This window comes from Mesorhizobium sp. M0751, from assembly GCF_040320265.1.
GTDB lineage: Bacteria > Pseudomonadota > Alphaproteobacteria > Rhizobiales > Rhizobiaceae > Mesorhizobium.
On the sequence record NZ_JAMYPH010000003.1, the window covers coordinates 143,029 to 168,508 of the forward strand.

Annotated in this window: 23 protein-coding genes; 20 read left to right on the top strand and 3 right to left on the bottom strand. The window is 63.0% G+C overall.

The genetic code is table 11. The features are described 5' to 3' along the window. Positions 1-41 precede the first annotated feature (41 nt). The 5 genes from NKI19_RS06050 to NKI19_RS06070 all read left to right on the top strand — a co-directional run bounded on the left by NKI19_RS06050 (position 42) and on the right by NKI19_RS06070 (position 4,515). Positions 42-911 carry an ABC transporter permease gene (locus tag NKI19_RS06050; protein ID WP_352491011.1) on the top strand — a complete coding sequence of 290 codons (870 nt, stop codon included), beginning with the start codon at positions 42-44 and terminating at the stop codon, positions 909-911. Then, positions 911-1,699, top strand: coding sequence for an ABC transporter permease (locus NKI19_RS06055; protein ID WP_031194613.1), 789 nt, complete (start codon positions 911-913; stop codon positions 1,697-1,699). The genes NKI19_RS06050 and NKI19_RS06055 overlap by 1 nt, the downstream gene beginning before the upstream one ends. Further along, the gene (locus tag NKI19_RS06060) at positions 1,699-2,766 is read left to right on the top strand and encodes an ABC transporter ATP-binding protein (RefSeq protein WP_352491012.1); all 1,068 of its coding nucleotides are present in this window, start codon (positions 1,699-1,701) and stop codon (positions 2,764-2,766) included. The genes NKI19_RS06055 and NKI19_RS06060 overlap by 1 nt, the downstream gene beginning before the upstream one ends. Before the next feature lie 79 nt (positions 2,767-2,845). Then, entirely contained in the window at positions 2,846-4,096 is a 1,251-nt protein-coding gene (locus tag NKI19_RS06065) for an aconitase X (protein WP_352491013.1), read from the top strand. Then, positions 4,093-4,515 (top strand): aconitase X swivel domain-containing protein, encoded by a 423-nt coding sequence (locus NKI19_RS06070; RefSeq protein WP_352564288.1) that lies wholly within the window; start codon positions 4,093-4,095, stop codon positions 4,513-4,515. Before NKI19_RS06065 ends, NKI19_RS06070 begins: the two co-directional genes overlap by 4 nt. On the opposite strand, the gene NKI19_RS06075 is transcribed toward NKI19_RS06070, so the two are convergent. From NKI19_RS06075 to NKI19_RS06085, 3 genes are all read right to left on the bottom strand, one after another. After that, positions 4,512-5,594, bottom strand: a complete 1,083-nt coding sequence (locus tag NKI19_RS06075) for an SIP domain-containing protein (RefSeq protein ID WP_352491015.1) — start codon at positions 5,592-5,594, stop codon at positions 4,512-4,514. The genes NKI19_RS06070 and NKI19_RS06075 overlap by 4 nt on opposite strands. A gap of 2 nt (positions 5,595-5,596) precedes the next feature. Then, positions 5,597-7,729, bottom strand: a complete 2,133-nt coding sequence (locus NKI19_RS06080; protein ID WP_352491016.1) for a TonB-dependent hemoglobin/transferrin/lactoferrin family receptor — start codon at positions 7,727-7,729, stop codon at positions 5,597-5,599. A gap of 236 nt (positions 7,730-7,965) precedes the next feature. Then, positions 7,966-8,997, bottom strand: a complete 1,032-nt coding sequence (locus NKI19_RS06085) for a LacI family DNA-binding transcriptional regulator (RefSeq protein ID WP_352491017.1) — start codon at positions 8,995-8,997, stop codon at positions 7,966-7,968. 371 nt (positions 8,998-9,368) lie between these two features. Here NKI19_RS06085 and NKI19_RS06090 point away from each other — a divergent pair, with 371 nt between their 5' ends. From NKI19_RS06090 to NKI19_RS06160, 15 genes are all read left to right on the top strand, one after another. Continuing rightward, entirely contained in the window at positions 9,369-10,982 is a 1,614-nt protein-coding gene (locus tag NKI19_RS06090; protein ID WP_352564290.1) for an extracellular solute-binding protein, read from the top strand. 78 nt (positions 10,983-11,060) lie between these two features. Continuing rightward, positions 11,061-11,921: a carbohydrate ABC transporter permease gene (locus NKI19_RS06095; RefSeq protein ID WP_292661980.1), complete on the top strand. Its 861-nt coding sequence runs from the start codon at positions 11,061-11,063 to the stop codon at positions 11,919-11,921. Next, positions 11,918-12,877 (top strand): carbohydrate ABC transporter permease, encoded by a 960-nt coding sequence (locus NKI19_RS06100; RefSeq protein ID WP_352564292.1) that lies wholly within the window; start codon positions 11,918-11,920, stop codon positions 12,875-12,877. The genes NKI19_RS06095 and NKI19_RS06100 overlap by 4 nt, the downstream gene beginning before the upstream one ends. Next, on the top strand, positions 12,874-13,965 hold the full coding sequence (locus NKI19_RS06105) for an ABC transporter ATP-binding protein (protein WP_352564293.1): 1,092 nt from the start codon (positions 12,874-12,876) through the stop codon (positions 13,963-13,965). Before NKI19_RS06100 ends, NKI19_RS06105 begins: the two co-directional genes overlap by 4 nt. Position 13,966: 1 nt before the next feature. Continuing rightward, complete coding sequence (locus NKI19_RS06110) at positions 13,967-15,028, top strand: ABC transporter ATP-binding protein (protein WP_352491022.1); 1,062 nt, start codon at positions 13,967-13,969, stop codon at positions 15,026-15,028. 35 nt (positions 15,029-15,063) lie between these two features. Next, positions 15,064-16,167: a Gfo/Idh/MocA family protein gene (locus NKI19_RS06115; protein WP_352491023.1), complete on the top strand. Its 1,104-nt coding sequence runs from the start codon at positions 15,064-15,066 to the stop codon at positions 16,165-16,167. 26 nt (positions 16,168-16,193) lie between these two features. Then, positions 16,194-17,108: a sugar phosphate isomerase/epimerase family protein gene (locus NKI19_RS06120; RefSeq protein WP_352564295.1), complete on the top strand. Its 915-nt coding sequence runs from the start codon at positions 16,194-16,196 to the stop codon at positions 17,106-17,108. Between the two features lie 37 nt (positions 17,109-17,145). Then, positions 17,146-18,087, top strand: a complete 942-nt coding sequence (locus tag NKI19_RS06125) for a sugar ABC transporter substrate-binding protein (protein ID WP_352491025.1) — start codon at positions 17,146-17,148, stop codon at positions 18,085-18,087. Positions 18,088-18,148: 61 nt separating this feature from the next. Beyond that, positions 18,149-19,153 carry an ABC transporter permease gene (locus tag NKI19_RS06130; protein WP_352491026.1) on the top strand — a complete coding sequence of 335 codons (1,005 nt, stop codon included), beginning with the start codon at positions 18,149-18,151 and terminating at the stop codon, positions 19,151-19,153. Next, on the top strand, positions 19,150-19,932 hold the full coding sequence (locus NKI19_RS06135) for an ATP-binding cassette domain-containing protein (protein WP_352491122.1): 783 nt from the start codon (positions 19,150-19,152) through the stop codon (positions 19,930-19,932). Before NKI19_RS06130 ends, NKI19_RS06135 begins: the two co-directional genes overlap by 4 nt. A 52-nt stretch (positions 19,933-19,984) precedes the next feature. Further along, the gene (locus NKI19_RS06140; RefSeq protein ID WP_352564297.1) at positions 19,985-21,166 is read left to right on the top strand and encodes an aldose 1-epimerase family protein; all 1,182 of its coding nucleotides are present in this window, start codon (positions 19,985-19,987) and stop codon (positions 21,164-21,166) included. A 91-nt stretch (positions 21,167-21,257) separates the two neighbouring features. Next, positions 21,258-22,346 (top strand): fatty acid desaturase family protein, encoded by a 1,089-nt coding sequence (locus NKI19_RS06145; RefSeq protein WP_352564298.1) that lies wholly within the window; start codon positions 21,258-21,260, stop codon positions 22,344-22,346. 44 nt (positions 22,347-22,390) lie between these two features. Next, positions 22,391-22,705: a MocE family 2Fe-2S type ferredoxin gene (locus tag NKI19_RS06150; RefSeq protein WP_292167569.1), complete on the top strand. Its 315-nt coding sequence runs from the start codon at positions 22,391-22,393 to the stop codon at positions 22,703-22,705. A gap of 37 nt (positions 22,706-22,742) precedes the next feature. Continuing rightward, a complete protein-coding gene (locus NKI19_RS06155) occupies positions 22,743-23,543 on the top strand; it encodes a 3-methyl-2-oxobutanoate hydroxymethyltransferase (protein ID WP_023675787.1) in 801 nt (266 codons plus the stop codon). Between the two features lie 225 nt (positions 23,544-23,768). After that, positions 23,769-25,211 (top strand): DHA2 family efflux MFS transporter permease subunit, encoded by a 1,443-nt coding sequence (locus NKI19_RS06160; RefSeq protein ID WP_352564300.1) that lies wholly within the window; start codon positions 23,769-23,771, stop codon positions 25,209-25,211. Positions 25,212-25,480 lie beyond the last annotated feature (269 nt).

A 25,480-nucleotide genomic window follows, 5' to 3' on the forward strand; every position in this document is an offset into this window, starting at 1 on the left:
ATCAATGTCGGCTGATCCTTCCTATCTTGGGAGGAGATGTCATGGCAGTACAGATCGCAGCCGCGTCGCGCAGCGGGCTGAGATCGGCCTTGCCGCTGCTGGCGCCTGCCTATCTCTGGCTGACGGTTGCAATTTTCCTGCCGCTCTCGGCCATGGTCTTCTTCTCCTTCATCACCGACCTGCCGCTGTCGGGCAAGCCGTGGGCGTTCACGCTCGAAAACTATGCCGCCTTCTTCTCGCAGAGCCTCTACCTGACGCTTCTGCTCACCTCGCTGCGCCTCGGCCTCGAGGTGACGCTGTGGTGCATCATCATCGGTTATCCTGCCGCTTATGTGCTGGCCAAGGTGCTGAAAGGCCGCAGCCGCGAGGCGATTTTCCTCCTCGTCATCCTGCCGTTCTGGTCAAACGGGCTTGTGCGCATCTTCTCCTGGGCGATGGTGCTGCGCGAAGGAGGCATTCTCGACACCGCGCTCAACGCCGTGCTGCCGTTCAAGATCAGTATCGACCTGATGTATTCTTATCCGGCCGTCATCATCGGGCTAGTGCACTCCTACGTGCCTTACATGGTGCTGACCTGCTATCTGACCCTGCAGGCCATCGATGACTCGCTGATCGAGGCCGGGCGCTCGCTCGGCGCCTCGCGGCTGCAGGTGCTGAAGCGGGTCATCATTCCGCTGTCGATGCCGGGGCTAGTGGCGGGCGCAGTACTCATCTTCGTGCCGGTCGTTGGCTCGTTCATGGAACCGCGCATCCTCGGCGGCCGCACCGGCACCTTCTACGGCACTGTCATCGAGGACCAGTTCGTTGCCGTGTTCAACTGGCCGCTGGGTGCCGCACTGTCCTTCATCCTGCTGGCTGTGGTGCTGGTCATCCTGGCGGTTACTTCGCCGGTGCTTCGGAGGGCCGCTTAGTGGCGACGACCCGAATCCTGGAATGGCTCGGCCGGGTCTACATTCTGATGCTGCTCGCCTTCCTGTACCTGCCCATCATTATCATGGCGCTGATGTCATTCAACGTCTCGCCCTTTTACCAGCTGCCGTTCGAGTGGACGACGGAATGGTATGCCTCGCTCTGGCAGAACAATCAGCTGATCGCGGCCACGCGAAACAGCGTCGAGATCGCCGTCATCACTACCATCATCTGCACCGCGCTCGGCACCGCGGCGTCGCTAGGGCTCTATCGCTACGACTTCCGCGGTAAGAAATTCCTGCAGGCGCTGCTGTTTCCGCCGATCGCCATACCGTGGCTGATCACTGGCACGGCGATGCTGATTTTCTTTTTCGGCGTTGGCATCGGCCGCGGGCTGCATGCCATCCTGCTCGGCCACGTGGCGTTGGCACTGCCCTATGTCATCGTCGTCGTCTCGGCCCGGCTGCAGACATTTGCGCCGGAGCTGGAAGAGGCGGCGCGCTCGCTCGGCGCCAATCAATGGCAGGTGACGAACCGCGTCACGCTGCCCTGGATCATGCCGGGCGTCATTGCTGGCGGGCTGTTCGCCTTCGCCGTGTCCTTCGACCAGTTCGTCGTCTCCTACTTTCTGTCGACGCCCGGCCAAACGACGCTGCCGGTCGAAATCTACGCGGCGATCCGCAAGGGTTTCACGCCCGAGATCAATGCTGTCTCGACGATCATCATTGTCGTGTCGATGGCGCTGATGCTGCTGACAGCGCGCTTCTTCAAATTCGGCGGAGAGAAATAATGGCGGGCGTGCAGGTATCGAATGTGTCGCGCAGTTTTGGCGCGCACAAGGCGCTGGACGATGTCTCGATCGATTTCGCCGACGGCGGCTTCTACGCCCTGCTCGGTCCCTCCGGCAGCGGCAAGACCACGCTGCTGCGCCAGATCGCAGGCTTCGACTTTCCCGACTCTGGTCGCATCTCCATAGGCGGCGAAAGTGTTGAGCGGGTGCCGGTGGAGAAGCGGCGCATCGGCATGGTGTTCCAGAACTACGCGCTCTTTCCCAATATGAGCGTCGCCGACAATGTCGCCTTCGGACTGTCGGTGCGCGGCGAGCCCAAGGCGGTGATTGCCAGCGAGGTGCAGCGCGCACTCGACCTCGTGCAACTCGGCACGCTCGGTGGTCGCCGGCCGCACCAGCTCTCCGGCGGCCAGCGCCAACGGGTGGCGCTCGCTCGCGCGATCGTCACCACGCCGCGCGTGCTTCTCCTCGACGAGCCGCTCGGCGCGCTCGACAAGGCGCTGCGCGTGGACATGCAAATCGAATTGAAGCGTATTCAGCGCGAGATCGGCATCACCACGATCTTCGTCACCCACGACCAGGAAGAAGCGCTGACGATGAGCGACCGCATCGGCATTCTGCGCGATGGCAAGCTGGTGCAGGAAGGCCCTCCCGAGGAGATCTACGATCGGCCGAAGAGTGAGTTTGCCGCCACCTTCCTAGGCGACGCCAACATCCTTCGCGGCAACGCCACTGGTACGGGCATCCGGCTGCCTGACGGAACGGGGATTGCCGCAGGCGCGGGGGTTACGCTTGTCGCCGGCATGAAGGCGAGCTGCGCCGTGCGGCCTGAACGAATCCGCATCGCCACCAATGCCGGCAATCCGGACCGAGCCCATGCCAACATGCTCACGGGGCGGGTTTCCAAGCGCATCTTCGCCGGCAACAACAGCACGTATTTTGTCGATCGCGATGGCCAGACAATCAAGGTCATCGTGCAGAACACCGGCATCGAAAAGCTGGCGGAAGGACAACAGGTGGTGCTGCGCTGGTCGTCGGAGAGTACGGTGCTGATCGACGCGAGCTAGCAGATCCAATCCTTCAGTCTTGCCAGGCGGTCCGCAATCGGGGAAAGCATGGTCGGGCAAAGTGTGAGCGGAATACTCGATGTCGCTTGAATTGAATGCGGGCGACCAGTCGATGCTGCAGGGCGAGCAGGGTCCGGCCGTGGCCGCTGCGATGAAGATCCTGGTTGCCTTTTCGAAGGCGGTCGGCGCGCACAAATTGTTGGATATTGCCGGTGCCCATATCGACGGCTGCCTCTATCACGGCCAGGCCAGCCTCGATTTCGTCGAAAGGCTGATCGAGGGCGGCGGCCGCGTTCGGGTGCCGACGACGCTGAATGTCGGTTCGTTCGACCTCATCCATCCCGGATTGGTGAAGATGCCGGTGTCGCAAGAAGCGCCGGCGCGACGCCTGATGAAGGCGCATCTGGAACTCGGCTGTCAGGCGACCTTCACCTGCGCACCCTATCAGACTCGGTTCCGGCCAAGGTTCGGCGAGCAGATCGCCTGGGGTGAATCCAACGCCATCGTCTTTGCCAATTCGGTGATCGGCGCGCGGACCAACCGCTATGGCGATTTCATCGATTTGTGCTGCGCAATCACCGGGCGCGCGCCGGCCTGGGGGCTGCATCTGAGTGAAAATCGACGAGGCCAGATCCTGTTTGAGCTGATTGACGCTGCTTTCGAGCCTACCGACGCCCTGTTTGTCGGCGTCGGGCTGATCGTCGGGCAAAGGGCTGGCGACCGCATCCCTGTCATATCGGGCCTGCCGCAGCCGCGCGACGAAGACCAACTGAAGGCGCTGGGGGCGGCGGCGGCAACGACGGGTGCGGTGGCGCTATTTCATGCCGTCGGCATCACGCCGGAGGCGGAGACGCTGGATGAGGCCTTGCACGGCCTGGTGCCGGAGGAAAAAATCCGGATCTCTCGGGCTGACATCCACCATGCGCTGGTCAGGCTGTCGAGCGTCCCCGACGGCGTGCAGCTTGCAGCCGTGTCGTTAGGCACGCCGCATTTCTCCCATGAAGAGTGGATGCGCCTGTTGCCGCTGCTGCGCGAAGTTGCGCCGGGCAGGGGCGTCCCGATCTACGTCAACACAGGGCGTGCCACGCTGACGCGACTGCAGGACGAAGGCGCACTGGCCGGCATGGAAGAGTTCGGCCTCGTTCCGGTCACCGACACATGCACCTATGTCACGTCGATCCTCGAGCGTCTCGATGGCGTGGTGATGACCAATTCGGGCAAATGGGCGCATTACGCACCTGGCAATATCGGTGTCTCGGTGGCCTTCGGTGACATGGAGGACTGCGTCCGCTCGGCTGCGGCCGCCCGCGTCGTGCGAGCCGCGCCATGAAGGCGCCGGCCAGAACCGGTACATTCCACCTTTCCGGCCCGGCACAAGGCCCGGCGCTGGTGCTTTCGCAGGCGCTCAGCTTCTGGGGCGGGATCGACGTCGAAACGGGCGACATCATCGACTATTCGCATCCGGACCTGGGCGGCAATATCGCCGGCAAGATCCTGGTGATGCCGAGCGGGCGGGGGTCGTCGTCCTCGTCTTCGGTTCTGGCCGAAGCGATCCGCAGGGGCACGGCGCCGGCCGGCATTATCCTGGAGCGGCCGGACCCGATCCTTGCCGTCGGCGCCATCGTTGCCGAATTCCTCTACGACATCAGCATGCCGCTGGTCGTCTGCGACACATCAGGCATTGTCTCCGGCGACCGGATCGCCATCGGTCTGGGCAAAGATGCGCAAGCGATGGTAAGCAAGCTCTAGCCGGCCATCAGTCCCGCCGCGCCCCGCCGCCAGTAGGCTGCCGCCAGTGTTTCGTTGCGGCCGAGCGCCAGTGTACCGCGCCAATGTTCGCGCACCGTCCTGGCGGCGGCTGCTTCGGCGGCGAACCAGCCGAATGCCGAACCGGTCGGCCATGCGACCGACCGGATGGCGCGCGCCAGCCTGTCGTCGGTGCCGGCCTGCACGCCATTTCTCGGCAGCCAGTGCAGCTCAATACCGGTCGCGTTGTCGATGACTAGCCGTTCGCCATCGTCGGCGATCTCGACGAAGGCCATGCCTTTGGTTTCGGCGGGCAGCGTTCCCAGCATGCGGGCCAGCGCCGGCAAGCCGGTTTCGTCGGCGCCCATGAGATACCAGGACGCCGGACGCACCGGACGGCCGACCGGCCCCATGATGCCGATCTTCATGCCGGGCGCCGCCTGCATGGCCCAGCGGGCGCCGACGCTGTCGCTGGGATGGATGAGGAAGTCGACCTCGATGATGCCGTTTTCGACGTCGAGGGCCCGGATGGTGTAGACGCGCGCTACCGGGCGCCTGTCGTCCGAGGGCCAGGCCGGCAAGCCATTGCTGCCGAGCACCGGCCAGAGCGGATCGGGGACGTCCCTGGTCGGAAACAGCATGCGGATATGCATGCCGCCGAATTTCGCAAAACGAAAGAGATCCTCGCCGGCGAAGCGGATGCGGCGCATGTGCGGCGTCAGGTCGCCGACCTGGGTGACGACCATCTCACGGAACTGCGCGAGGCGGGTTTCTTCGGCGAGATCGCCGGTCCATACAATCTCGGGACTTTCTTCCTTGGCATATACGTCTACGGCGGTGGCCAGCAGGTCCTTGATGCGGGCCAGCCCATCGCGGTCGGCGGCGTTGGCCCGCATGACCAGCCGCTCCATGTAAAGAGACGCGTCGCCGAAGGCGAAGCGGAAGTCGAGCCGCTGCCCCTCCCGCGAGGCATCGGCATCGAAGCTCTGCAGCCTGTCGCTGATGCGGTCGATGTAATGCGGCAGGTTGCGCAGGTTCAAGCGCGCTTCGCAGGCCAGTCCGCTCGCCGATGGGTCCCTCATTCTCAACCTCCGATCCTGCCTGTGAGCGCCACCTTGAAGGTGCGGCCCTTGCCCTGTTCCGTCGCCGCCGTCGTCGACCAGGCGCTTTGCGGGTCGGTGTAGGCGGTGTTGAAGACGTTATCGACACTGAAATCGAGTTTGGCGTGGTCGTTGATGCGCCAGTTGGCAAAGACGTTGACGAGGTCGAAGCCGTCGTCGATCACTGTCGGCGCGTCGGGATTGGTGCGGCTTGTCCGGGTGATCTTGCCGACGCTGAGATATTGCGCACCGACTGTGAGCTGGTCTTCCAGCATGCGGAAGCCGACGGTCGCCGAGAAGCGGTCGAGCGGCGTGTTATTTAGCGCCTGGCCGGAATAGACGCCGGTGACGACCTTGGCGTCGATCAGGGCGCCGGCGAAGTTCGCGAACCCCCAGCCATAGTCATAGACGGCTTCGGCCTCGATGCCCTTCAGCCGCGCGTCGCCGATGTTGATCGCCATACACGGCAACACGGTGAGGTCGACGTCGATATAGCCTTCGACGGCGGTGTGGAAGACGTTGACCTTGGCACGAACCAGGTCGCCCGCGGCCAGCACATCGTCATATCTCAGATTGACGCCGGCTTCCCAGCTCTTCGCCGTTTCGGGCTGCAGAAGCAGGTTAGGCTGGTAACTGTCGCCACCGCCATGCGCGCCGCCGCCGCGATAGACGTCCTGCAGGCCCGGTGCCCGGTAGCCTTCGGAATAGGTGCCGTAGAGCTGGAAGCCATCCAACGGCGTTACGCCGACGGTGAGGCGAGGCGACCAGCGATCGCCCGAAATCGAGGTTTCCGCCGGCGGCACGGTCTTCGTTTCGCCGTCGAGCTGGTAGCCGTCATAGCGGACGGCGGCGATGAGCTGCAGCCAGTCGCTGTAGTCGCCCTGCCATTGCAGGAAGCCGCCATAACCCTGCTGCTCGCCCGAACCGAAATGCGCGGCCTCCGACGAGGCCTCCAGACAGTAGTAATCGAGGCCGTAGGTGAGGGTGTGAGCGATCTCCCAGGCATCGAAGCGCGAGGAATTCTTCAGGTTGAAGCCGGTCGTGGCGACGTCGTAGTAGCGGAAGTTGCGGATCGCCGTTGCCGGCCAGACCTGCGTCTGCTCGGCGCGCGTGCGGTTGTGATAGGCGTTGACACTGAGGTCGATCAGCTCGTTGTCGTCCGGCCTCCACGTATAGGCAGCCGTGTAGGTCTGGTTGGTGGTGTCGGTGTCGTAGCGGCTCAGCGTCGGTGAGGTCGAGCCGCTCGATCCGGTGATCTGGTCGTTGTAGCGCTGCAGGATCGCGCCGAGCTTGAGCTCGTGGCCGTCGGAGGGCCGCAGCGTCGCCTTCATGTAGCCGCTAGTGATGCGCTCGCCGGTCCATGGCACGGTATCGCCATTGCCATCGGCGTAGCTGTCGCGGTCGCGATAGATGAGGTTGCCGATGATATCTGCGTCGTCGCTGAAACGGTATGCGCCGGTGGCGCTGGTGGTGAAGCCGTCGCCATTGGTCTCATAGCCGAGCTTCTCGCTCAGCGCCCAGCGTTCCTCCTGCTTGAGGAAATCGCCGGCACCCCTGCTTTCGAAGGAGACGACGCCGCCGATGCCGCCCGAGCCATAGGCGTTCGAGACCGGGCCGCGAATGACGGTTGCTTCCTTGATCAGTTCCGGCTCGACATAGAACGAGCCTGAGCCGTGGCCGACGCGCCAGTAATCCTGGCGGGCGCCGTCGAGCGTCACCACCACGCGGCCATACTGCTCCAGTCCGCGAATGTTGATGGCGGTTGCCGGATCGTCGCCGTTCATCGAAGCGGCAACGCCGGGGGTGGTGCGGAAAATGTCGGCAGCGCTGTCAGGCTGGATGCGTTCGAGCTCTTCCTGATCGACGGCGCTGATGGCGGCCATCGATTCGATGATCGCGGTCTTGATCATCGTCGCCGAGATGGTGATCAGGTCAAGCACGGTCGGCTCGTTCTGCCCAGTTCTAGCCTGCTGGGGAGGCTTGACCGCCCGGTCGGCCTCGGCGGCGATACCCTTCTTCTCCGGCTCCTGCGCGGCGGCTAGCGGCGCGGCGCACAGGCCGAGCGCGAAGGCGAGCGCGGTGCTCGCCATCAAGGTCTTGTTGCTTGTCAGTTTCATGCGTGCAGCCCCCGGAAAAGCAAAGATTGCTGGCGGCGGCCGTTGGCGCTGGCTGGCATGATGGAGAAGCCTCGACACACGGGCCGGGCAGGGGTACTTATTAAAACATGATGACAATAGTCAACTTAATTTTGCAGGCCTGAGCCGGATCGAAGATTCTCAGTCGGCCCCTTGATCTGGCCGCCAAGATCTCGCCCGGGCGATCATGAATTTGTGACGCATCTGCTTCACCTGGTTCAGATCTCCGGGATGCTCTCCCTGAAGATCACCTGCAGCCGTGGCTGGTGCAGTTCGTAAGGCAACCCCCTGACCGCATGGCTCAAGGTGTTGAGCGCCTCGCGGGCTTCGACGCGCGGGTTCTGGTCGATGACCGCGTCGAGCGTGCCGTCGAGCAGAAGCTCCTTGGTGCCTTCCGTCACCTCATGGCCGAGAAAGACCGTCGACAGCGCGCGCCCGCGCTCCTTGAGTGCGCGGGCGATGCCGGTGTTGCCGGCGCCGACATTGTAGATGGCGGCCAGGTCCGGGTGCCGATCCAGCAGGGCGGAGGCCTCAGAATAGGCTTTTTCGCGGTCATCGAGCATTTCGCGCATCTCCACGATCTGCAGATTGGGCGATTCTTCCGTCAGTATGTGGCGGAAGCCCATCTCGCGCTCTTCGTGGCCGCGATAGGAGAGCGAACCGGCGAACAGCGCGACCTTGCCCGGACGCCCGGCGCCCATGAAGCGGTTGAGCAGGTAGCCGGCGAGCCGGCCGGCGGCGCGGTTGTCGATGCCGATATAGGCAACCCTCGGCACATGCAGGATGTCGGAAGCGATGGTGACGACCTTGACGCCGCTGGCCGAAAGCGAGCGGATCGCCTCACGCACCGTTGGATGGTCGAGCGCGATCACACCGACGCCTTGAGTCTGCCCGTGCAGTTCCTGCAGCAGACGCGCAAGCCGGTCCGGATTGAAACCTTCGATGGTAGCGACGCGGACGTCGAGGTCCGGCCGCGCCTGCGCCTGAGCCTCAATCTGGCGGTGCAGCATCTTGATGAAGGAATTGGTGCCGGCGGGCAGGGCGAAATCGAGCCGCATTACCTCACCGCGCAGCGCGTTGAGCGAGCTCGGATTATTCGAATTTTCAGCGATATAGCCAAGCCGCTGTGCCGTTTCGAGCACGACCTCGCGGGTGCGCGCCCTGACCCCGGCGCGGTTGTTGAGCACACGGTCGACCGTGGCGGCGGAAACGCCGGCTTCCCGGGCTATGTCTGTCAGGGTGGACCGCACTGTCGATCACCTCATTCCAAAATGCACCAACGGCGCATCGAGATTACGCATTTCATGGGTCCGATGTCGCAGAGCGGCTTCATCGCCGCCCATGATTCTGATGGGAAATGATGTAACCGGCCTTGGCCGATGCGCAAGCCGCTGCGCTACACCAAAATGCCGAAGCGGACCAAAGCCGGGAGGTGGGCAGCCGGGCTCCCTCAAATTCAAGCACCGGCTTCAGTGTGAGAGCCTTCACAAACGCCATTCCTCCCCTCCCATGAGATGTTATGATGTATCTTGATTATTTATGATGTTGACAGCCTTCGTATAGTGCCGTCAATATCCATCATAGGGCCGTGGAGGAACAAGGCCCTGAGGGAGGAGTTCCAATGTCGAATTTGATCCGCGTGTCGCGGCGCCGTTTGCTGGCGTCCGGTGGAAAGGCGGCAGTCCTTGTTGCCGCCGCAGGTATTGCACCGAAATTCATTCGCCCGAGCCGTGCCTATGCGGCCGATGCCCTGGCGCCCGGCATGATCGGTGGCCCAACGGGCTTCGACGGCTCGGAGCGCTATCAGTATGGCGCCGATACGCCGGAGGGCCGCGCCATCGAGGCGGCCAAGGCGATGAAGGGCGCCGGCAAGGCGCCGGCCAAGATCGTACTTGGCCTGTCCGACGGCTCGATCGGCCAGCTAACCCAGCCGTTTCCGGCCGGCGCGCCGTCGATCAAGGATCTCTGGGAGAAGGAAACCGGCATTCCGCTAGAGATCGTCGGTGTGCCGAACGGCCAGGAATTCACCAAGACGATGCAGGACATCTCCACCAAGGGTGGGGCGTATGACATCTACGCGGTCGAATGGAACCGCCTTGGCGACCTCGCCGAAACCGGCGGCATCCTCAAGCTCGACGACTTCGTCGCGCAATACAAGCCGGAATGGGACGATCCCGAGCGCGGCTATGTCGACGGCGCCAAGGGCGTCTCGCTGCTCAATCAGTATCGCGGCTCGACCTATGGCGTGTCGCTGGATGGCGACTTTCAGACCTGGGTCTACCGTACCGATCTGTTCGGCGACGCAAACGAGAAGAAGGCCTTCTCCGACAAATACGGTTATGAACTGGCGGCGCCGAAGACCTGGAAGCAGCATGACGAGATCGCGGCCTTCTTCCAGCGCCCGGATAAGGGCTTGTTCGGCTCGACCGATCTGCGCAACCAGGGTTGGGGCTACACCAACTGGTATCAGCGTTATGTCTCAATGGCTTCGCCCAATCAGTTCTTGTTCGACGATACCGGCAAGCCGCTGATCAATTCGGAGCAAGGTATCGCGGCGACCAACGAGTACATTGCGTCGCTTTCGCATCATTCGCCGGATGCGATCTCCTGGGGCTGGCCGGAGCAGTACGGCAATTTCGCCAAGGGCGGTGCGGCCATGACCTGCGCCTTCTCCAATTTGCCGAAATTCCTCGACAATGCCGGCAACAAGGATTCAGCCGTCACCGGCAAGATCGGCTCGATGCTGCCACCCGGCCGCGAGATCGACGGCAAGCTGGTCAGCCGGTCGGTGCTGTGGCTCAATTTATCGGCGTCGGTGTCCTCGCAAGCCAAGAACCCGGAGGCCTGCTACCTGTTCCTGCAGTGGCTGGGTTCAAGCCGCATCTACGCCTGGATGACTGCCAATCCGGGCGGCTACTTCGATCCGTTCCGGCTATCGGATTTCTCGGATCCGCTGGTTCGCCAGACCTATCATGCTTACCACATGGACGTGGTGCGAGAGACGGTCGCCCGCACCGTGCCCACCATCAACTATCCCGGCGCCACCGCCTTCCACAATGCGCTGGACGAGAACCTCGTCGCCGCGCTGACCAAGGCCAAGACAGCCGAGCAGGCGATGGCCGACACCGAGGCCGAGTGGAAGAAGATTGCCCGCCGCACCGGCGAGGAGAAGCTTCTCGAGGCCATCAAAACCAACAAGGAGGCCTGGCCGACCGTCCTCGACCCGATCGCCTGATCCTTGCAGGATCTTACCAAGAAGGGGAGGAGCGGTCGCCCTTCCCCTCGGCAACGAAGGACCCAGCAAAGCCGCAAGATGAAGCGTTCAGTTCCTTTCGAGATATTCCGCTATGCCGCGATCTTTGCGGCGATGGCGGTGACGCTGGTGCCGATCCTGTGGATGGTGTCGATGGCGTTCAAGCCGATCGCCGAATGGTCGGCGACCGGCGCCGACCTGACATGGTGGCCGAAGAACCCGACACTCAGCAATTTCCGCTTCGTCTTCGGTGAATCGACCAACAATCTGATCGTCGCGCTCGACCGCACAGCTTTGAAGCCGATCCTGTCGTCGCTGCTGTCGGCCACATTCGGCACGGCAATCGCCATGTCGGCGGGCACAGCGGCGGCCTATGGGCTGTCGCGCTTCGGCTCGGGCCAGAACCTGCCGCTGGCACTGATCCAGCTTCGCCTGTTTCCGCCGATGGCGGTCATGACCCCGGTGATGATCATGTGGGCCTTCCTCAACTTCACCGACAGCTGGTGGGGGCTGTCGCTGATCTATGGCATCGTCACGCTGCCTTTCGCCTTCTGGCTGATGAAGACCTTCTTCGACGACATGCCGCGCGAGATCGAGGAGGCGGCACTGGTCGAGGGCTGTTCGCGGTGGCGCGTCTTTACCCGCATCACGCTGCCGATGATGCGCGCGCCGCTGGCCAGTGCCGCGCTGTTCGTCTTCATCCTCAACTGGTCGGACTATCTGATTGCATTGCTTCTGACGACGCGCGAATGGGTGACGGTCCCCGTCTACATGGCCTCGCTGTCCTCCTCGATGACCGGACAGCTTTACGGCGCCAAGGCAGCGCTCGGCCTGATCGCCGCCGTGCCGCCTGTCATCATGGGGATCGCCATCCAGCGCCACCTGGTTCGCGGGCTGACCTTCGGGGCGCTCAAGCAATGAGCGCGGTGACAGCCACGATTTCGGAGGGCGACATGCAGGCCTCTAAAGCGACGTCGGTGTTGCCGGACGAGGGCGCACGGCTCGGCTTCCGGCTGACCCTACCGGCGCAGATCCTGGTGCTGTTCATCGCCGTCTTCCCGTTGTTGATGCAGCTCTATATCAGCCTCACCGACTGGTCGCCGCTGTCGGGCACCGGCTGGTGGAACGCCTGGTCGATGTGGAACAGTTTCGCCAACTACACCGACCTTGCCGCCGATGCGCGCTTCTGGAGTGCGCTGAAGCGCACGGCCATCGTCATGATCGTCTGCGTGCCGGCGGAGTTCCTGCTCGGCCTCGCGCTCGCGACACTGTTTGCCGACGAGTTTCCCGGCAAGCGGATATTCTACTCGATCCTCTTGATGCCGATGATGGTGGTGCCGGCGGTGGCCGGCTATATGTTCTTCATGCTGTTTCAGTCAGGCGGACCGGTCAACGACATCCTGTCGGCGATCTCAGGCTCTCCCGTCACCATCGCCTGGCTGTCGGACCCGACGCTGGCGCTCATCGCGGTCATGGTCGCCGACATCTGGCAGTGGACACCGCTGATGTTCCTGATCCTGCTTGCCGGCCTGGTCGGCGTGCCCGAGGACCAGATCAAGGCGGCGACGCTGCTCGGCGCCAACCCGTGGCAGCGCTTCGTCACCATCGTGCTGCCGAAGATGAAGACGATCATCATCATCGCGCTGGCTATCAGGGTGATCGAGAACTTCAAGATCTTCGACACGCTTTATATCATGACAGGCGGCGGTCCCGGCGTCGCTACCGAAACCATCTCCGTCTACATCTACAAGCTCACCACTCAGGACCTGATCTGGGGCTATGTGGCGGCAATCGCGCTGGCCATACTGATCGTGCTGTCCATTGCCGCGGTGTTTGCCATGAAACGCATGGCCCGGGTGCGCGAGGTGGCGGCATGAGCACCATCCATCTGCAGAACCTGGTCAAGAAATTCGGCGACTTCACCGCGCTGAAGACGATGGACCTGGCCATTGCCGACGGCGAGTTCATGGCGCTGCTCGGGCCGTCTGGCTGCGGCAAGTCGACGACGATGAACATGATCGCCGGCATGGAAGAGCCGACCAGCGGCAAGATCCTGTTTGGCGAGCGCGACATGGCCGGCGTGCCGATGGGGCGGCGCGGCGTCGGCTTCGTCTTCCAGAACTATGCGATCTTCACTCATATGAGCGTGCGGCAGAACCTCGCCTACGGGCCGAAAATGCGCGGCGCAGCAAAGGCCGAGATCGACCGCCGTGTCGGCGCCATTGCCGAGATGCTGCAGCTGACGCCGCTGCTCGACCGCAAGGCGGACAGGCTGTCGGTCAACATATTGCAGCGGGTGGCGATCGGCCGCTCGGCGATCATGGAGCCGGCGATCTTCCTGCTCGACGAGCCGCTTTCCAATGTCGATGCCGCCTTCCGGGCGGTGATGCGGACCGAACTGAAGCAGCTGCAGCGGCAGTTCCGGCAGACCATGGTCTATGTCACCCACGATCAGCTCGAAGCGATGACCATGGCCGATCGCATCGCGGTGATGGACCATGGCGTGCTGCAGCAGGTCGGCACGCCACTGGAAGTCTACAACAACCCGGCCAATGTCTTCGTCGCCCGCTTCATCGGCGCGCCGGGCATGAACCTGCTCAAGGGCAGGCCGGCGGAAAGCGACCGTGGCCTGGTCATCGATCTTGGCCCACTCGGGGCGACGCCGCCGCTGCCGGTCGAGATCGCCGATGCCGCACGCCGGATGCGCGGCGAGGTGTTTTATGGCTTTCGACCGGAGCAGGTGACGCTGACTGAAGGCGGCCGTGGCCTCTCCATGCCGGTGAGTTTCGTCGAGCGGATCGGCGCGCGCACCATCATCCATCTTGGCGAGGGCGAGACTGCGGTGAAGGCGGTGTTCGACAATGATGTCGGGCTGGCGATCGGGCAGACAGCCGTCGTCGCGCCTGCGGCGGAGGCGGTGCGCGTCTTCGACGCCGCCACTGGCGTTGCGTTGAGAGCAGCTTGAGATGGCCGATATCGTCTTTCGCAATGTCACAAAGCGCTACGGCAACACGCTGGCCGTCGACGATGCGTCGTTTGCGGTGAACGACAACGAGTTCTTCTGCTTCTTCGGGCCGCCGCTGTCTGGCAAGTCGACGATACTACGCCTGGTACTCGGCCTGGAAACGCCCGACATGGGCGAGATCCTGATTGGCGGCAAGCCGGTCAACACAGTGTCGCCGGCGGAGCGCAATGTCGCCATGGTGTTCCAGAATTTGGCGCTGTTTCCGCATATGAGCGCGCGCGACAATATCCGCTTTCCGCTGGTCGAACGCCGGGTCGCCGAAGCCGAGATCGAAAAGCGCGTCGCCGACGTCGCGGCCAAGCTGCATATCGGCCATATCCTGCACAAGCCGCCGGCACAGCTTTCGGGCGGCGAGCGGCAGCGCGTCGCGATTGCCCGCGCGCTGGTACGGGATCCCGCCGCCTATCTGATGGACGACCCGATCTCGGCACTCGACGCCCGGCTGCGCGAGGAGACGCGGGTCGAGCTTAAGCGCATCCAGCGCGAGCTCGGCAAGACGCTGATCTATGTCACGCACGACCAGGAAGAAGCGATGTCGGTCGCCGACCGAATGGCTATACTGGAGAACGGCAAGATCAGGCAGATCGGCGCGCCGGCCGAGATCTATGACCGGCCGGTCAGCACCTATGTGGCGCGGCTGCTCGGCTCGCCGATGATGAATATATTGAAGTCGGTGCACGGCGCTGAAGTCGTGGAGGCGGCGGAAGGCACGATCCGCATCGCGGATACCGGCGCCCCGGCCGATGCCGTGGAAATTGGACTCAGGCCGGAAGACATCAAGGTTAGGGCCTGGGCGGAGGGGGGCGCGGGCCGCCCGGCGCGAGTGTTCGAGGTCGAGCCGCTCGGCGGCTACACCGTTGTGACGCTCGCCGCCGGGCAGGCGCGTCTGCGGGCGCTGTTGCGCGGCCAGCCGGACATCAGGCCGGACGCGATGGTGGCGATATCCTGCGAGCCGGGCAGGGTGCATTATTTCGGGCAAAGCGGGGGAGCGCTGGCAAGATGACGTCGGCTGCAAGGAACGAGCTTCGGGAGGAACATATGGCAGGCGAAGAAATAGCGGGCAACGGCTTCCAGCCGGACGTCAAAGTCCGCACCAGGGAATACAGGATCGGCTGCGTCGGCGCCGGCATGATCATGGCCGAATGTCACCTTGCCGCTTACAAGGAAGCCGGTTTCCCCGTGGTGGCGATTGCCTCGCGGACCAAGGCCAGTGCCGAGAAGGTCGCCAAACGCTGGGGTATCCCGACCGTCCACGACACGCCGGAACAGCTCATCGAGGACAAAAACGTCGAGATCATCGATCTTGCCTTTCCGCCCGACCAGCAGCCGGCGCTGATCCGCCATGCTCTGAAGCAGGCACATATCAAGGCGATCCTGGCGCAGAAGCCATTGGCGCTGTCCCTCGAAGAGGCCGTCAAGCTTCGCGACGACGCGGCCAAGGCAGGCAAGATCCTCTCGGTCAACCAGAACATGCGCTACGACCAGTCGATGCGCGTCTTGAAGCAGATCATCGACAGCGGCGCGCTCGGCGACATCGTCTTCGCCCAGATCGACATGCATGCGATCCCGCACTGGCAGAGCTTCCTCGAGGACTATGACCGGCTGACGCTCGCCAATATGAGCGTCCACCATCTCGACGTACTGCGCTTCCTGTTCGGCGATCCCCTGGAGATCACTACCCTGACCCGCAGGGATCCGCGCACCCGCTTCGATCATTCGGACGGCATCATCGTGTCGACGCTGCGGTTCCCGTCCGGCGTGCTCGCCGTATCGCTGGAGGATGTCTGGTCCGGTCCGCGCCAGGAGGGCTACAAGGACGACCAGCACATCAACTGGCGCGTCGACGGCACCAAGGGCGTCGCCAAGGGCACCATCGGCTGGCCGACTGGCGCTGCCTCGACACTGACCTATGCCTCGACCGAGACAACCGGCGGTGAATGGGTGACGCCAAGCTGGGACACGATGTGGTTCCCGCATGCCTTCATCGGCGTCATGGAGCAGCTTCAGCACGCGGTCAAGACGGGCGAGCCGCCGGCGCTGTCCGTCGCCGATAACGTCAAGACCATGGCGCTGGTCGAAGCGGGCTACCGCTCGATCGATAAGGGCCGGACAGTCAAGCTTTCCGAAATATCAACAGACTGAATCACTTACAGGGAGGAATTCACACCATGATGCAGGCAGGTATCTTCACGGGTTATTTCCCGTATGGCCTCAAGGAAACCGCGCAGAAGATCCGTGCGCTCGATTTCAACACCGTGCAGCTCGACCTGCATTTCAGGGACATCGACATGTCCGCCGGGCAGATCACCAGGGACAAGGCCAAGACCGTCCGCGATACGTTTCGCGACCACAATCTGCCGATCTGCTGCGTATCGGGCTACACCAACATCATCCATCCGGACCTGGGCGAGCGCGAGAGGCGCGTCGGCTATTTGAAGGAGATCATCCGCAACGCACGCCATTTCGGCACCCCTTACGTGATCTCGGAAACCGGTACCTACAACACCGAGTCCGACTGGGTGCATCATCCGAAGAACAAGACCGAGGAAGGTTTTGAGGAATGCCGCAAGGTCATCGCCGACCTTGCCCAGACCGCCTATGACCACGGCGCGGTCTTCCTGCTCGAAACCTATGTCAACAATGTCGTCGGCTCGGTCGAAGAGACGGTGAGGATGTTCGCGCAGGTCGACCACCCAGGCCTCGGCCTGCTGATGGACCCGACCAACTATTTCGAAACCCACAACATCGACAGGATGGACCAGATCCTGAACCAGGTGTTCGACACGCTGACCGACAAGATCAAGATCGCCCACGCCAAGGACGTCAAGCGTTCCGGTGGCGACAAGTCGGAGAAGCACGCAGACATCGGCGACGAGGACGCGCTGGAGAGCCACACTTTCCGCGGCGTCGGTGAGATCGAGCTGCCGGCGCCCGGCCTCGGTTCGCTGAACTACGACCTCTATCTCAAGCGGCTGGCCGAAAAGCATCCGAACATTCCGGTCATTATCGAGCACCTTTCGGAAGACGACGTGCCGCGCGCCAAGAAATTCCTGGACGGAAAATTCCGCGCCAACGGTCTGTGATGGCACGGTTCAGCTACGAAACAAGGGAGGAAGAGAAATGTTGAAATTCGCGTTGAAAATCGCGGCCGCGGCGACGGTTCTCGCCGGTGTTGCGCTGGGTACGCCGGCGCTGGCCCAGGACGCCCAGAAGACGTTCTACCTGTTGTCGCATGGCGGCCCGTCGGATGCCTTCTGGATCGACTGGAATGCCGGCGCGACCAAGGCCTGCGACCAGCTCAAGGTGACTTGCAAGATCTCGTTCAGCGGTGGCGACATGGCGGCGCAGAAGGAAGCCTTCAACTCGGCTCTTGCCGCCAAGCCGGACGGCATTGCCACCACGTCAGCGCAGCCCGGCCTGTGGACCGAGGAGGTCAAGGCAGCGAAGGCCGCCGGTATCCCGATCGTGTTCTTCAACACCGACGATCCGGCGACCGGCCGGCAGGCCTATGTCGGCGCCGATCTTAGGGAAGCCGGTGTCATCTGGGCGAAGTATCTGGTCGACCACAAAATGGTGAAGCAGGGCGATAAGGTGTTCCTGCCGGTCGAAGTGCCGGGCGCCAGCTATCAGCAGCTCGAGACCGAAGGCATCGCCAGCGTCTTCGATCCGCTCGGCATCAAATATGACGTGGTCGATTGCGGCACCGATCCGGCCGGCATCATCGCCAAGATGACCGACTACATGGTGGCCAACAACCCGCCGGCGATCATCGCGCTCGGCGATTCCGTTGCGGCCAGCGTCAAGCGGGTGTTCGACGGCGCCGGCGTGCCGGCCGGCAAAATCCCGGTCGTCGGCTGGGGCAATTCGAAGGAAACGGCCGAGTCCGTCAAGGCCGGTTTCGTCAACGCGGCTGCCTGGCAGTTCCCGTCAGCGCAGGGCTTCATGCCGGTGGCGCTGCTCGGGTTGGCCGCCGCTGGCGAACCGATCGGCTACGACATTCACACGTTCAGCCTCTACGACGCCTCGAGCGTCGAACCGATCCTGAAACTCTACAACAAGTGATTGGAACTGACGTTCGCCGCGCAGGCGGCGGGCGTCACCCTGAGATATGGTCGAAACAGTCATGACAATTGCCGCGGAAGAGGAAATGCCGCATGCCAAACGCAGGTCGAGCCTGATCCGCTCGCCGCAGTTCTCTTCGCTCGTCATCCTGATCGTCCTGCTGGCGGTGTTCGCGATCGCCGACGCGAATTTCCTGTCGCCGCTCAACATCTCCAACATGATGGCGTTCCTGCCCGAGCTCGGCATCATCGCGCTCGGCATGACGCTGCTTCTGACGGCGGGCGAGTTCGACCTTTCGGTCGGTGCCGTATTCGGACTGGCGCCGGTCGTCGTCATGCTTCTGGTCCAGAACGGCGGGTTTGATATCGGCGTCGCGCTGCTGGCCGGCCTGCTGCTCTGCATAGCGATCGGTGCGATCAACGGGCTGATCGTCACCAAGATCGGCATCTCCTCCTTCCTGGTGACGCTGTCGATGCTGCTGGTGGTGCGCGGGGCAGCGCTTTACATCACCCAAGGCTTTCCGCTGAAATCCTGGAACCAGCCAGGCTTCTTCGTGACGCTGCTGGCCGGCAGCTTCAATATCGGAACGTTCCGTTTCTATACCTCGCTGTGGTGGTTCATCGGCCTGTCGCTACTGGCGATCTATGTGCTGCGCTACGCCAAGCTCGGCAACTGGATCAGCGCTATCGGGTCGAACCGTAACGCCGCCGTGGCGCGTGGTGTGCCGGCCGATGCGGTCAAGATCTGGCTGTTCATCCTGACCTCGGTGCTGGCCGGTCTCGCCGGCATGATCAGCGCCTTCCGCATCTCTGCGGCCTCGCCGGTAGCAGGCACCGGCTACGAACTCGAAGTGATCGCCATGGTGGTGGTCGGCGGCACCGCGCTGACCGGTGGGCGAGGCACCATTTTAGGCACCATCGTCGGTGCGCTGATGCTGCGCAGCATCCGCAACGGCATCGTGCTGATCGGCGTGCCCGGGCTCGCCTACAACATCTTCGTCGGCGTCATCATACTTGCCATGCTCATCCTGCACGCTTTGCTGCAGAAGAACGCTGCCAGGAGCTGATCATGGAAGTGCTTCGGCTGCAGAACCTGCAAAAGTCCTTCGGCAGCGTCCGCGCCCTGAAGAGCGCCTCCTTCACGCTCAACGAGGGTGAAGTGGTGGCCTTGCTCGGCGACAACGGCGCCGGCAAATCGACGCTGATCAAGGCGATCTCCGGGGTCTTTCAGGTCGATCGCGGCGACATCTATGTGCGCGGACAGAAGGTCTCCATCCACTCGACCCGCGACGCGATGGATCTCGGCATCGAGACCATCCACCAGGACACCTCGCTGGCTCCCGACCTCAGCATCGCGCGCAATCTTTTCCTCGGCCGCGAGCCGGTCAACCTCAAATGGCTGGGTGTGTTCGCGCCGCTCGATCTCGCCCAATTGCGCGATGCTGCCTCGGCACTTTTGAAGCGCGTCGGCATTTCGAAAAAACTCGACGCCGATGCGCTGGTCAGCACGCTGTCGGGCGGCGAGCGCCAGTCGATCGCCATTTCGCGCGCCATGCAGTTCGCCGCCAAGGTCATCATCCTCGACGAGCCGACCAACAATCTCGGCGTCGAGGAAACGCACGGCGTGCTGCGCTTCGTCAAGGAGGTGCGCGATGCCGGTCACTCGGTGCTTTTGATCACCCACAACATCCATCACGTATTCCAGGTCGCCGACCGCATCATCGTTATGCGCCGCGGCGAGATCGTCGCCGAGCAGACGGTCGCCGATACCGATCTGCTGACCGTGGAAAGCATCATCACCGGCGCCGACATGTCGGCCCTGCTCAAGGAGACGAGAGCGAAGTGAAGGACAGGAGCAAAGTGAAGGACAGGAGCAAAGTGAAGGAGCTGGCCGTCACATGGTAGAGCTCTACGGCAAGACGCTGTCGCGCCGGCAGGTCTCGGAGCGCTCCGGCATGTTGTCGCAATTCGCCGGCGTGCGGCTGATGACGCTTGGCGACGGGGTCGAGCGCGGCATCCGCATGCTCGAATTCCGCACCGGCTCCGGCCTGCGCTTCACCGCGCTGGTCGACCGGGCGCTCGATATCGCCGATTGCGATTTCAAGGGCCAGGCGATCGGCTGGCATTCGCCGAGCGGCTTTCGCCATCCCGGCCTGCACGAATACGAAGGCGAGGAGGGATTGGCCTGGGCGCGGTCGTTTTCCGGTCTTCTGCTGACCTGCGGCCTCGACCATATATTGTTCATGAACGAGGTACCCGCCGACACCTACAACTACCCGCCGAAGAAGACGGTGCGCCATTCGCTGCATGGCCGCATCAGCACCATCCCGGCGCGGCTGACCGGCTACGGCGAGACCTGGGACGGCGACCGCTGCGTATTGTGGGCCGAAGGCATCGTCCAGCAATCGACCGTATTCGGCGAGGATCTGCATCTGCTGCGGCGGATCGAGGCCGATGTCGGCAGCAACGAGATCCGGCTTTCGGACCGTGTCGTCAATCACGGTTTCAACCGGACGCCGCATATGTATTTCTACCACATCAATGTCAGCCATCCGGTGCTCGACGAGGGTTCGCGCTACCTGGCGCCGATCCGCGACGTCGTCTGGGCCGGGCATGCCGGCGAGCACTATGAAGCGCAGAAGGTCGGCTACCGCACGGTGCCGGCGCCGCAACCGGGATTCACGGAACAGGTCTGGCAGCACGAGCTCGGTGCCGACAGCACCGGCGAAGTCCCTGTGGCGGTGGTCAACGACAGTCTCGGTCTCGGCTTCGAGGTGGTCACGCGCAAGGACCAATTGCCTTGCGCCTATCAATGGCAGAATTTCCAGGCCGGGCAGTACGCGCTTGGGATCGAGCCGTCGACGCATCATGTGCTTGGCAATCTGGCGGCGCGCGAACGCGGCGAGATGATCTGGCTGGAGCATGGCGAGAGCCGCTCCTACAATGCCGTTTTCCGGGTTCTCGACGGCGCTGGCGAGATCGCCGCCGCCGAAAGCCGGATCGCGGCGATTGCCAGACAGCCGCGAGAGGACTACCCGCGGCCGTCGGGCCATTTTCCTGTTCTTGGAGGCAGGTCGTGATAATGGCGAAGAGGATACGGGACACCAGTTGGGAGGCTGGCTCAGGCCGGAGCGGGGAGGGCTCGCGGTCGAGCTGGAATTGGAGGTCACAATGGCTGGCACGGTAAAGCGCGATTACAGCCTGGTCGGCGAGAGCACGCGCAGGGCGATCGAGACGGGACTGGCCTCAGCGGAGTGGTACCACACGGATGTCCCCCGCAAGGCGATCAAGGAGTTGATGCAGCGCTCAGACGGTCCGGCGATCCGCGACACGATCATCTGGATCGTCGCCATCCTCGGCTCCGCCGCCGGCGCCGTCTACTTCTGGGGCACCTGGTGGTGCGTGCCGTTCTTCTTCGTCTACGGCGTGCTCTACGGCTCGTCCAGCGACTCGCGCTGGCACGAATGCGGCCACGGCACGGCCTTCCGCACGCGCTGGATGAGCGATGTCGTCTATCAGATCGCCAGCTTCATGCTGATGCGCAATCCGGTGACCTGGCGCTGGAGCCATGCCCGGCACCATACAGACACCATCATCGTCGGCCGCGACGCCGAGATCGCCGTGATGCGCCCGCCGGATCTTTTGCGTGCCGCGCTGGCCTTCACCGGTATCCTCGATTTCCGCTATTCGCTTCCGGCGCTGGTACGCCAGGCGTTCGGTAAGCTGACGCCCGACGAGAAAAGCTACGTTCCCGAGATGGAACAGCACAAGGCCGTCATCGCGGCGCGCTGGCATATCGCCATCTACATCGCGACGGTCGCGCTCGCCGTTTTCATGCGGTCGTGGATACCGGTGGTGCTCATCGGCGTGCCGCGCCTCTACGGCACCTGGCACATGGTGCTGACCGGCCTGCTGCAACATATCGGCCTGGCCGACAATGTCGTCGACCACCGGCTCAACACCAGGACCGTGTACATGAACCCAATCAGCCGGTTCATCTACTGGAACATGAACTACCACGTCGAGCATCACATGTTTCCGATGGTGCCTTACCACGCGCTGCCCAGGCTGCATGAACTGATCAAGCACGATCTGCCGGAGCCGAATCCATCGATGTGGCATGCCTATCGCGAGGTCTGGCCTGTCCTGCTCAGGCAGCTCAAATACGAGGATTATTTCCTCAAGCGCGAACTGCCACCAACGGCGAGGCCCTATCGTGGCGAGTTCCACGAAGTGAACATGTCGGCGGCGGCTGAGTAGGTACTGCGCATCAGCGCAACGCAGAAATTTCAGGAGAGATAGAAATGGCCGATTGGGTCGAAGCGTGCGCCGTGGACGATGTCGAAGAGGAAGATGTCATCCGCTTCGACCATGGCGGCCGCACCTTCGCTATCTACCGTTCGCCGGACGATGAATTCTTCGCCACCGATGGGTTTTGTACGCATGAGAAGGCGCATCTGGCCGATGGGCTTGTGATGGACGACATCATCGAATGCCCAAAGCACAATGGCCGCTTCAATTACAAGACCGGCCAGGCCAAAGGGGCTCCCGTCTGTGTCAATCTGCAGACCTATCCGGTCAAGGTGGAAGCTGGCAAGGTGATGATCCAGATCGCCTGACCGGCCTTCTGTCACGTAGCAAAGGGGACCAAAATCCATGAGCCGGAAAAGACCGACCGTCGCAGACCTGCGCGCCATGAAGGGCAAGCGGCAGCTGACCATGCTGCGCGTGCTGACGATGGACGAGGCCGAGGCCGCCGAACGCGCCGGCGTCGATATCGTCTCGGTGCCGCCGGAGCTGGTGCTCAATCCGCAATACCGCGATGCGGCACCCAGCCTGTTTACCATGCCGGGTGAGAATTTCTTCGAGATCGGCACCGCCGATGATTTCGTCCGCTGGGCGTTCCGGCTCTACAAGGCCAGTGCCGATGCGGTCTATTGCAGCGCCGGCTACGCCACCATCAAGCGGATGGCCGACGACGCCATTCCGGTGATCGGCCATGTCGGCCTCATCCCGTCACGTGCCACCTGGACAGGCGGATTCAAGGCCGTCGGCAAGACCGCCGACACCGCCATGCAGGTGTTCGAGGCGGTGAAGCAACTGGAGGCCGCCGGCGCGATCGGCGCCGAGATCGAGGTGGTGCCGGTCGAGGTGGCCAAGGCGATTTCGGAACGCACGTCGCTGATCATGTTGTCGATGGGAGCGGGCACCGGCTGCGACGCGCAGTATCTGTTCGCCGACGACATTCTTGGCCAGAACCGTGGCCACATGCCTCGCCATTCCAAGGTCTATCGCAATTTCGCCGCCGAATACGATCGGCTGCAGGCCGAACGCATCGCCGCCTTTTCCGAATATGTCGCCGATGTAAACAGCCTGGCGTATCCCGAAGATAGGCACGTCGTGCACATGGACCCGGACCAGCTTAGCCTGTTCCTGGAGAAGATCGAAGCCGCATGAGACACGCCTGCAACAGCGCCAAGCGCCATGGCGAATCGTAGAAGGCCGGATCGGCGGCAGGGCCGGGTCATCGCGTAGCCGGCTGCGATGCCACACGAAAGTTTGTTGGTCCATGTCTGGACGGCACCGGCCAGATGCTGTTGAAACCGGTGCGTCATCGGTTTGCCGGACAATTGTGCGGTTGCCGATGGAGCGGGTGGAAATTCCCTTCGGATAGTTCTGCGCATGACCGCCATTCCCGAAAACCAAGCCTTGCCCGAAACCGCGACGGCGGCGCCGCAAGCCCGGCGGGTGGCGCTGATCGTCGCCGTCGCCTTCTTCATGCAGCTTCTGGATTCGACGATCATCTCGACCTCGCTGCCGCAGATGGGAGAATCCTTCGGCGTGCCGGCGGTGGCGATGAGCATCGGCATCACCGTTTATATGCTGACCTTGGCGGTGTTCGTGCCGCTGTCCGGCTGGCTCGCCGACCGTTTCGGCGCGCGCAACATCTTCCTTGTGGCGATTGCCCTGTTCACCCTGGCCTCGCTCGTTTGCGGCATCTCGCAGAACCTGAGCCAGTTCGTTGCGGCGCGTGCGGTGCAGGGCTTGGGCAGCGCGCTGATGACGCCGGTCGGCCGCATCCTGGTGCTGCGCAATGCGCCGAAATCCGAGCTTCTCAACGCCACGGCGCTGATCACCTGGCCGGCGCTGTTTGCGCCGGTGGTCGGGCCGGTGCTTGGCGGCTTCATCACCACTTATCTCTCCTGGCACTGGAATTTCTTCATCAACATTCCGCTTGGGGTTGCCGGTTTGGCGCTGGTCGCCCGCTTCATTCCCGGCGACCGCGAAGCCGGGGCCAAGCCGCTCGACTGGCCGGGCTTCCTGCTGACCTCGGTGGGGCTCGCCGCGATGCTCTACGGCCTCGAGCGCATCGCACATCCGCAAGAGGGTATGTTGCCGACCGTGGCACTGCTCGGCACGGGCATTTTGGTCGGCTGGCTGGCGGTGCGGCATCTGCGACGCACCAACCATCCGCTGCTCGATCTCACAGCTTTCAAGGTGCAGACCTTCGCCATTTCGACGCTGTCGGCCGGCACGATTTTCCGCATCGCCATCAACGCCACGCCATTCCTGCTGCCGCTTTTGTTCCAGGTCGGCTTCGGCCTGAGCCCGGTCGATGCGGGCATGATGATCCTGGCCTATTTCCTCGGTAATCTCGGCATGAAGGCGGTGACGACGCCGACGCTGAGGCGCTTCGGCTTCCGTTCGGTGCTGATCGTCAACGGGGTGATCGCTTCCTTGTCGATCATGGCCTGCGCGGCGCTTTCGCCGCAGACGCCGCAAGCGTTGGTGGTGGTGCTGATGCTGATCGCCGGCCTTTCGCGCTCGATGCAGTTCACCGCGCTGAACACGCTGGCCTTCGCCGATGTGGCCTCACAGCAGCGCAGCTCGGCGGCGACGTTGTCCAGCATGCTGCAGCAGGTGGCGATGCTGTTCGGCGTGGCTGTTGCGGCGGCACTGCTCAACCTGTCGCAGATCGCCAGAGGCGCGGAAGCGCTCGATCTCGTCGACTTCCGCCTTGCCTTCCTGGTGATCGGCGCAATCGGTCTCGTCGCCTCGTGCCGCTTTCTGGCGTTGCCGAACGCTGCCGGCGCCGAGGTCTCGGGCCATGTTTTGCGGATTTGACGCAGGAACTCCGCGGCGAGCGAAGACATAAATTTCTGCCGGCTCCGCTCGTCCTGGAACAAACTTTTGCCAGCGGTTCGATCGGCGCAATCAGTTGCAAAAGTGCTTGAGTTCCAGGCATTGCGCCAGCCTCGCCAATCGGTGCGTCCAACCGCAGAATTTCCTCGCAAGCCGGCCTCCAATGCACGGATTCATTTGACGAATTGGTCTTGAGCCGATTAGCTTTCGTTCCGATGGCCGCAGAGGGAGCAGGGCGTAGCCATCGCGGG

Coding starts and splice junctions, on each gene's coding strand:
- NKI19_RS06145 (WP_352564298.1), top strand. CDS start 21,258: ATGGCTGGCACGGTAAAGCGCGATTACAGCCTGGTCGGCGAGAGCACG.
- NKI19_RS06065 (WP_352491013.1), top strand. CDS start 2,846: ATGTCGCTTGAATTGAATGCGGGCGACCAGTCGATGCTGCAGGGCGAG.
- NKI19_RS06075 (WP_352491015.1), bottom strand. CDS start 5,594: ATGAGGGACCCATCGGCGAGCGGACTGGCCTGCGAAGCGCGCTTGAAC.
- NKI19_RS06160 (WP_352564300.1), top strand. CDS start 23,769: ATGACCGCCATTCCCGAAAACCAAGCCTTGCCCGAAACCGCGACGGCG.
- NKI19_RS06110 (WP_352491022.1), top strand. CDS start 13,967: ATGGCCGATATCGTCTTTCGCAATGTCACAAAGCGCTACGGCAACACG.
- NKI19_RS06090 (WP_352564290.1), top strand. CDS start 9,369: ATGTCGAATTTGATCCGCGTGTCGCGGCGCCGTTTGCTGGCGTCCGGT.
- NKI19_RS06140 (WP_352564297.1), top strand. CDS start 19,985: ATGGTAGAGCTCTACGGCAAGACGCTGTCGCGCCGGCAGGTCTCGGAG.
- NKI19_RS06095 (WP_292661980.1), top strand. CDS start 11,061: ATGAAGCGTTCAGTTCCTTTCGAGATATTCCGCTATGCCGCGATCTTT.
- NKI19_RS06105 (WP_352564293.1), top strand. CDS start 12,874: ATGAGCACCATCCATCTGCAGAACCTGGTCAAGAAATTCGGCGACTTC.
- NKI19_RS06100 (WP_352564292.1), top strand. CDS start 11,918: ATGAGCGCGGTGACAGCCACGATTTCGGAGGGCGACATGCAGGCCTCT.
- NKI19_RS06115 (WP_352491023.1), top strand. CDS start 15,064: ATGGCAGGCGAAGAAATAGCGGGCAACGGCTTCCAGCCGGACGTCAAA.
- NKI19_RS06150 (WP_292167569.1), top strand. CDS start 22,391: ATGGCCGATTGGGTCGAAGCGTGCGCCGTGGACGATGTCGAAGAGGAA.
- NKI19_RS06060 (WP_352491012.1), top strand. CDS start 1,699: ATGGCGGGCGTGCAGGTATCGAATGTGTCGCGCAGTTTTGGCGCGCAC.
- NKI19_RS06125 (WP_352491025.1), top strand. CDS start 17,146: ATGTTGAAATTCGCGTTGAAAATCGCGGCCGCGGCGACGGTTCTCGCC.
- NKI19_RS06070 (WP_352564288.1), top strand. CDS start 4,093: ATGAAGGCGCCGGCCAGAACCGGTACATTCCACCTTTCCGGCCCGGCA.
- NKI19_RS06130 (WP_352491026.1), top strand. CDS start 18,149: ATGACAATTGCCGCGGAAGAGGAAATGCCGCATGCCAAACGCAGGTCG.
- NKI19_RS06080 (WP_352491016.1), bottom strand. CDS start 7,729: ATGAAACTGACAAGCAACAAGACCTTGATGGCGAGCACCGCGCTCGCC.
- NKI19_RS06050 (WP_352491011.1), top strand. CDS start 42: ATGGCAGTACAGATCGCAGCCGCGTCGCGCAGCGGGCTGAGATCGGCC.
- NKI19_RS06155 (WP_023675787.1), top strand. CDS start 22,743: ATGAGCCGGAAAAGACCGACCGTCGCAGACCTGCGCGCCATGAAGGGC.
- NKI19_RS06120 (WP_352564295.1), top strand. CDS start 16,194: ATGATGCAGGCAGGTATCTTCACGGGTTATTTCCCGTATGGCCTCAAG.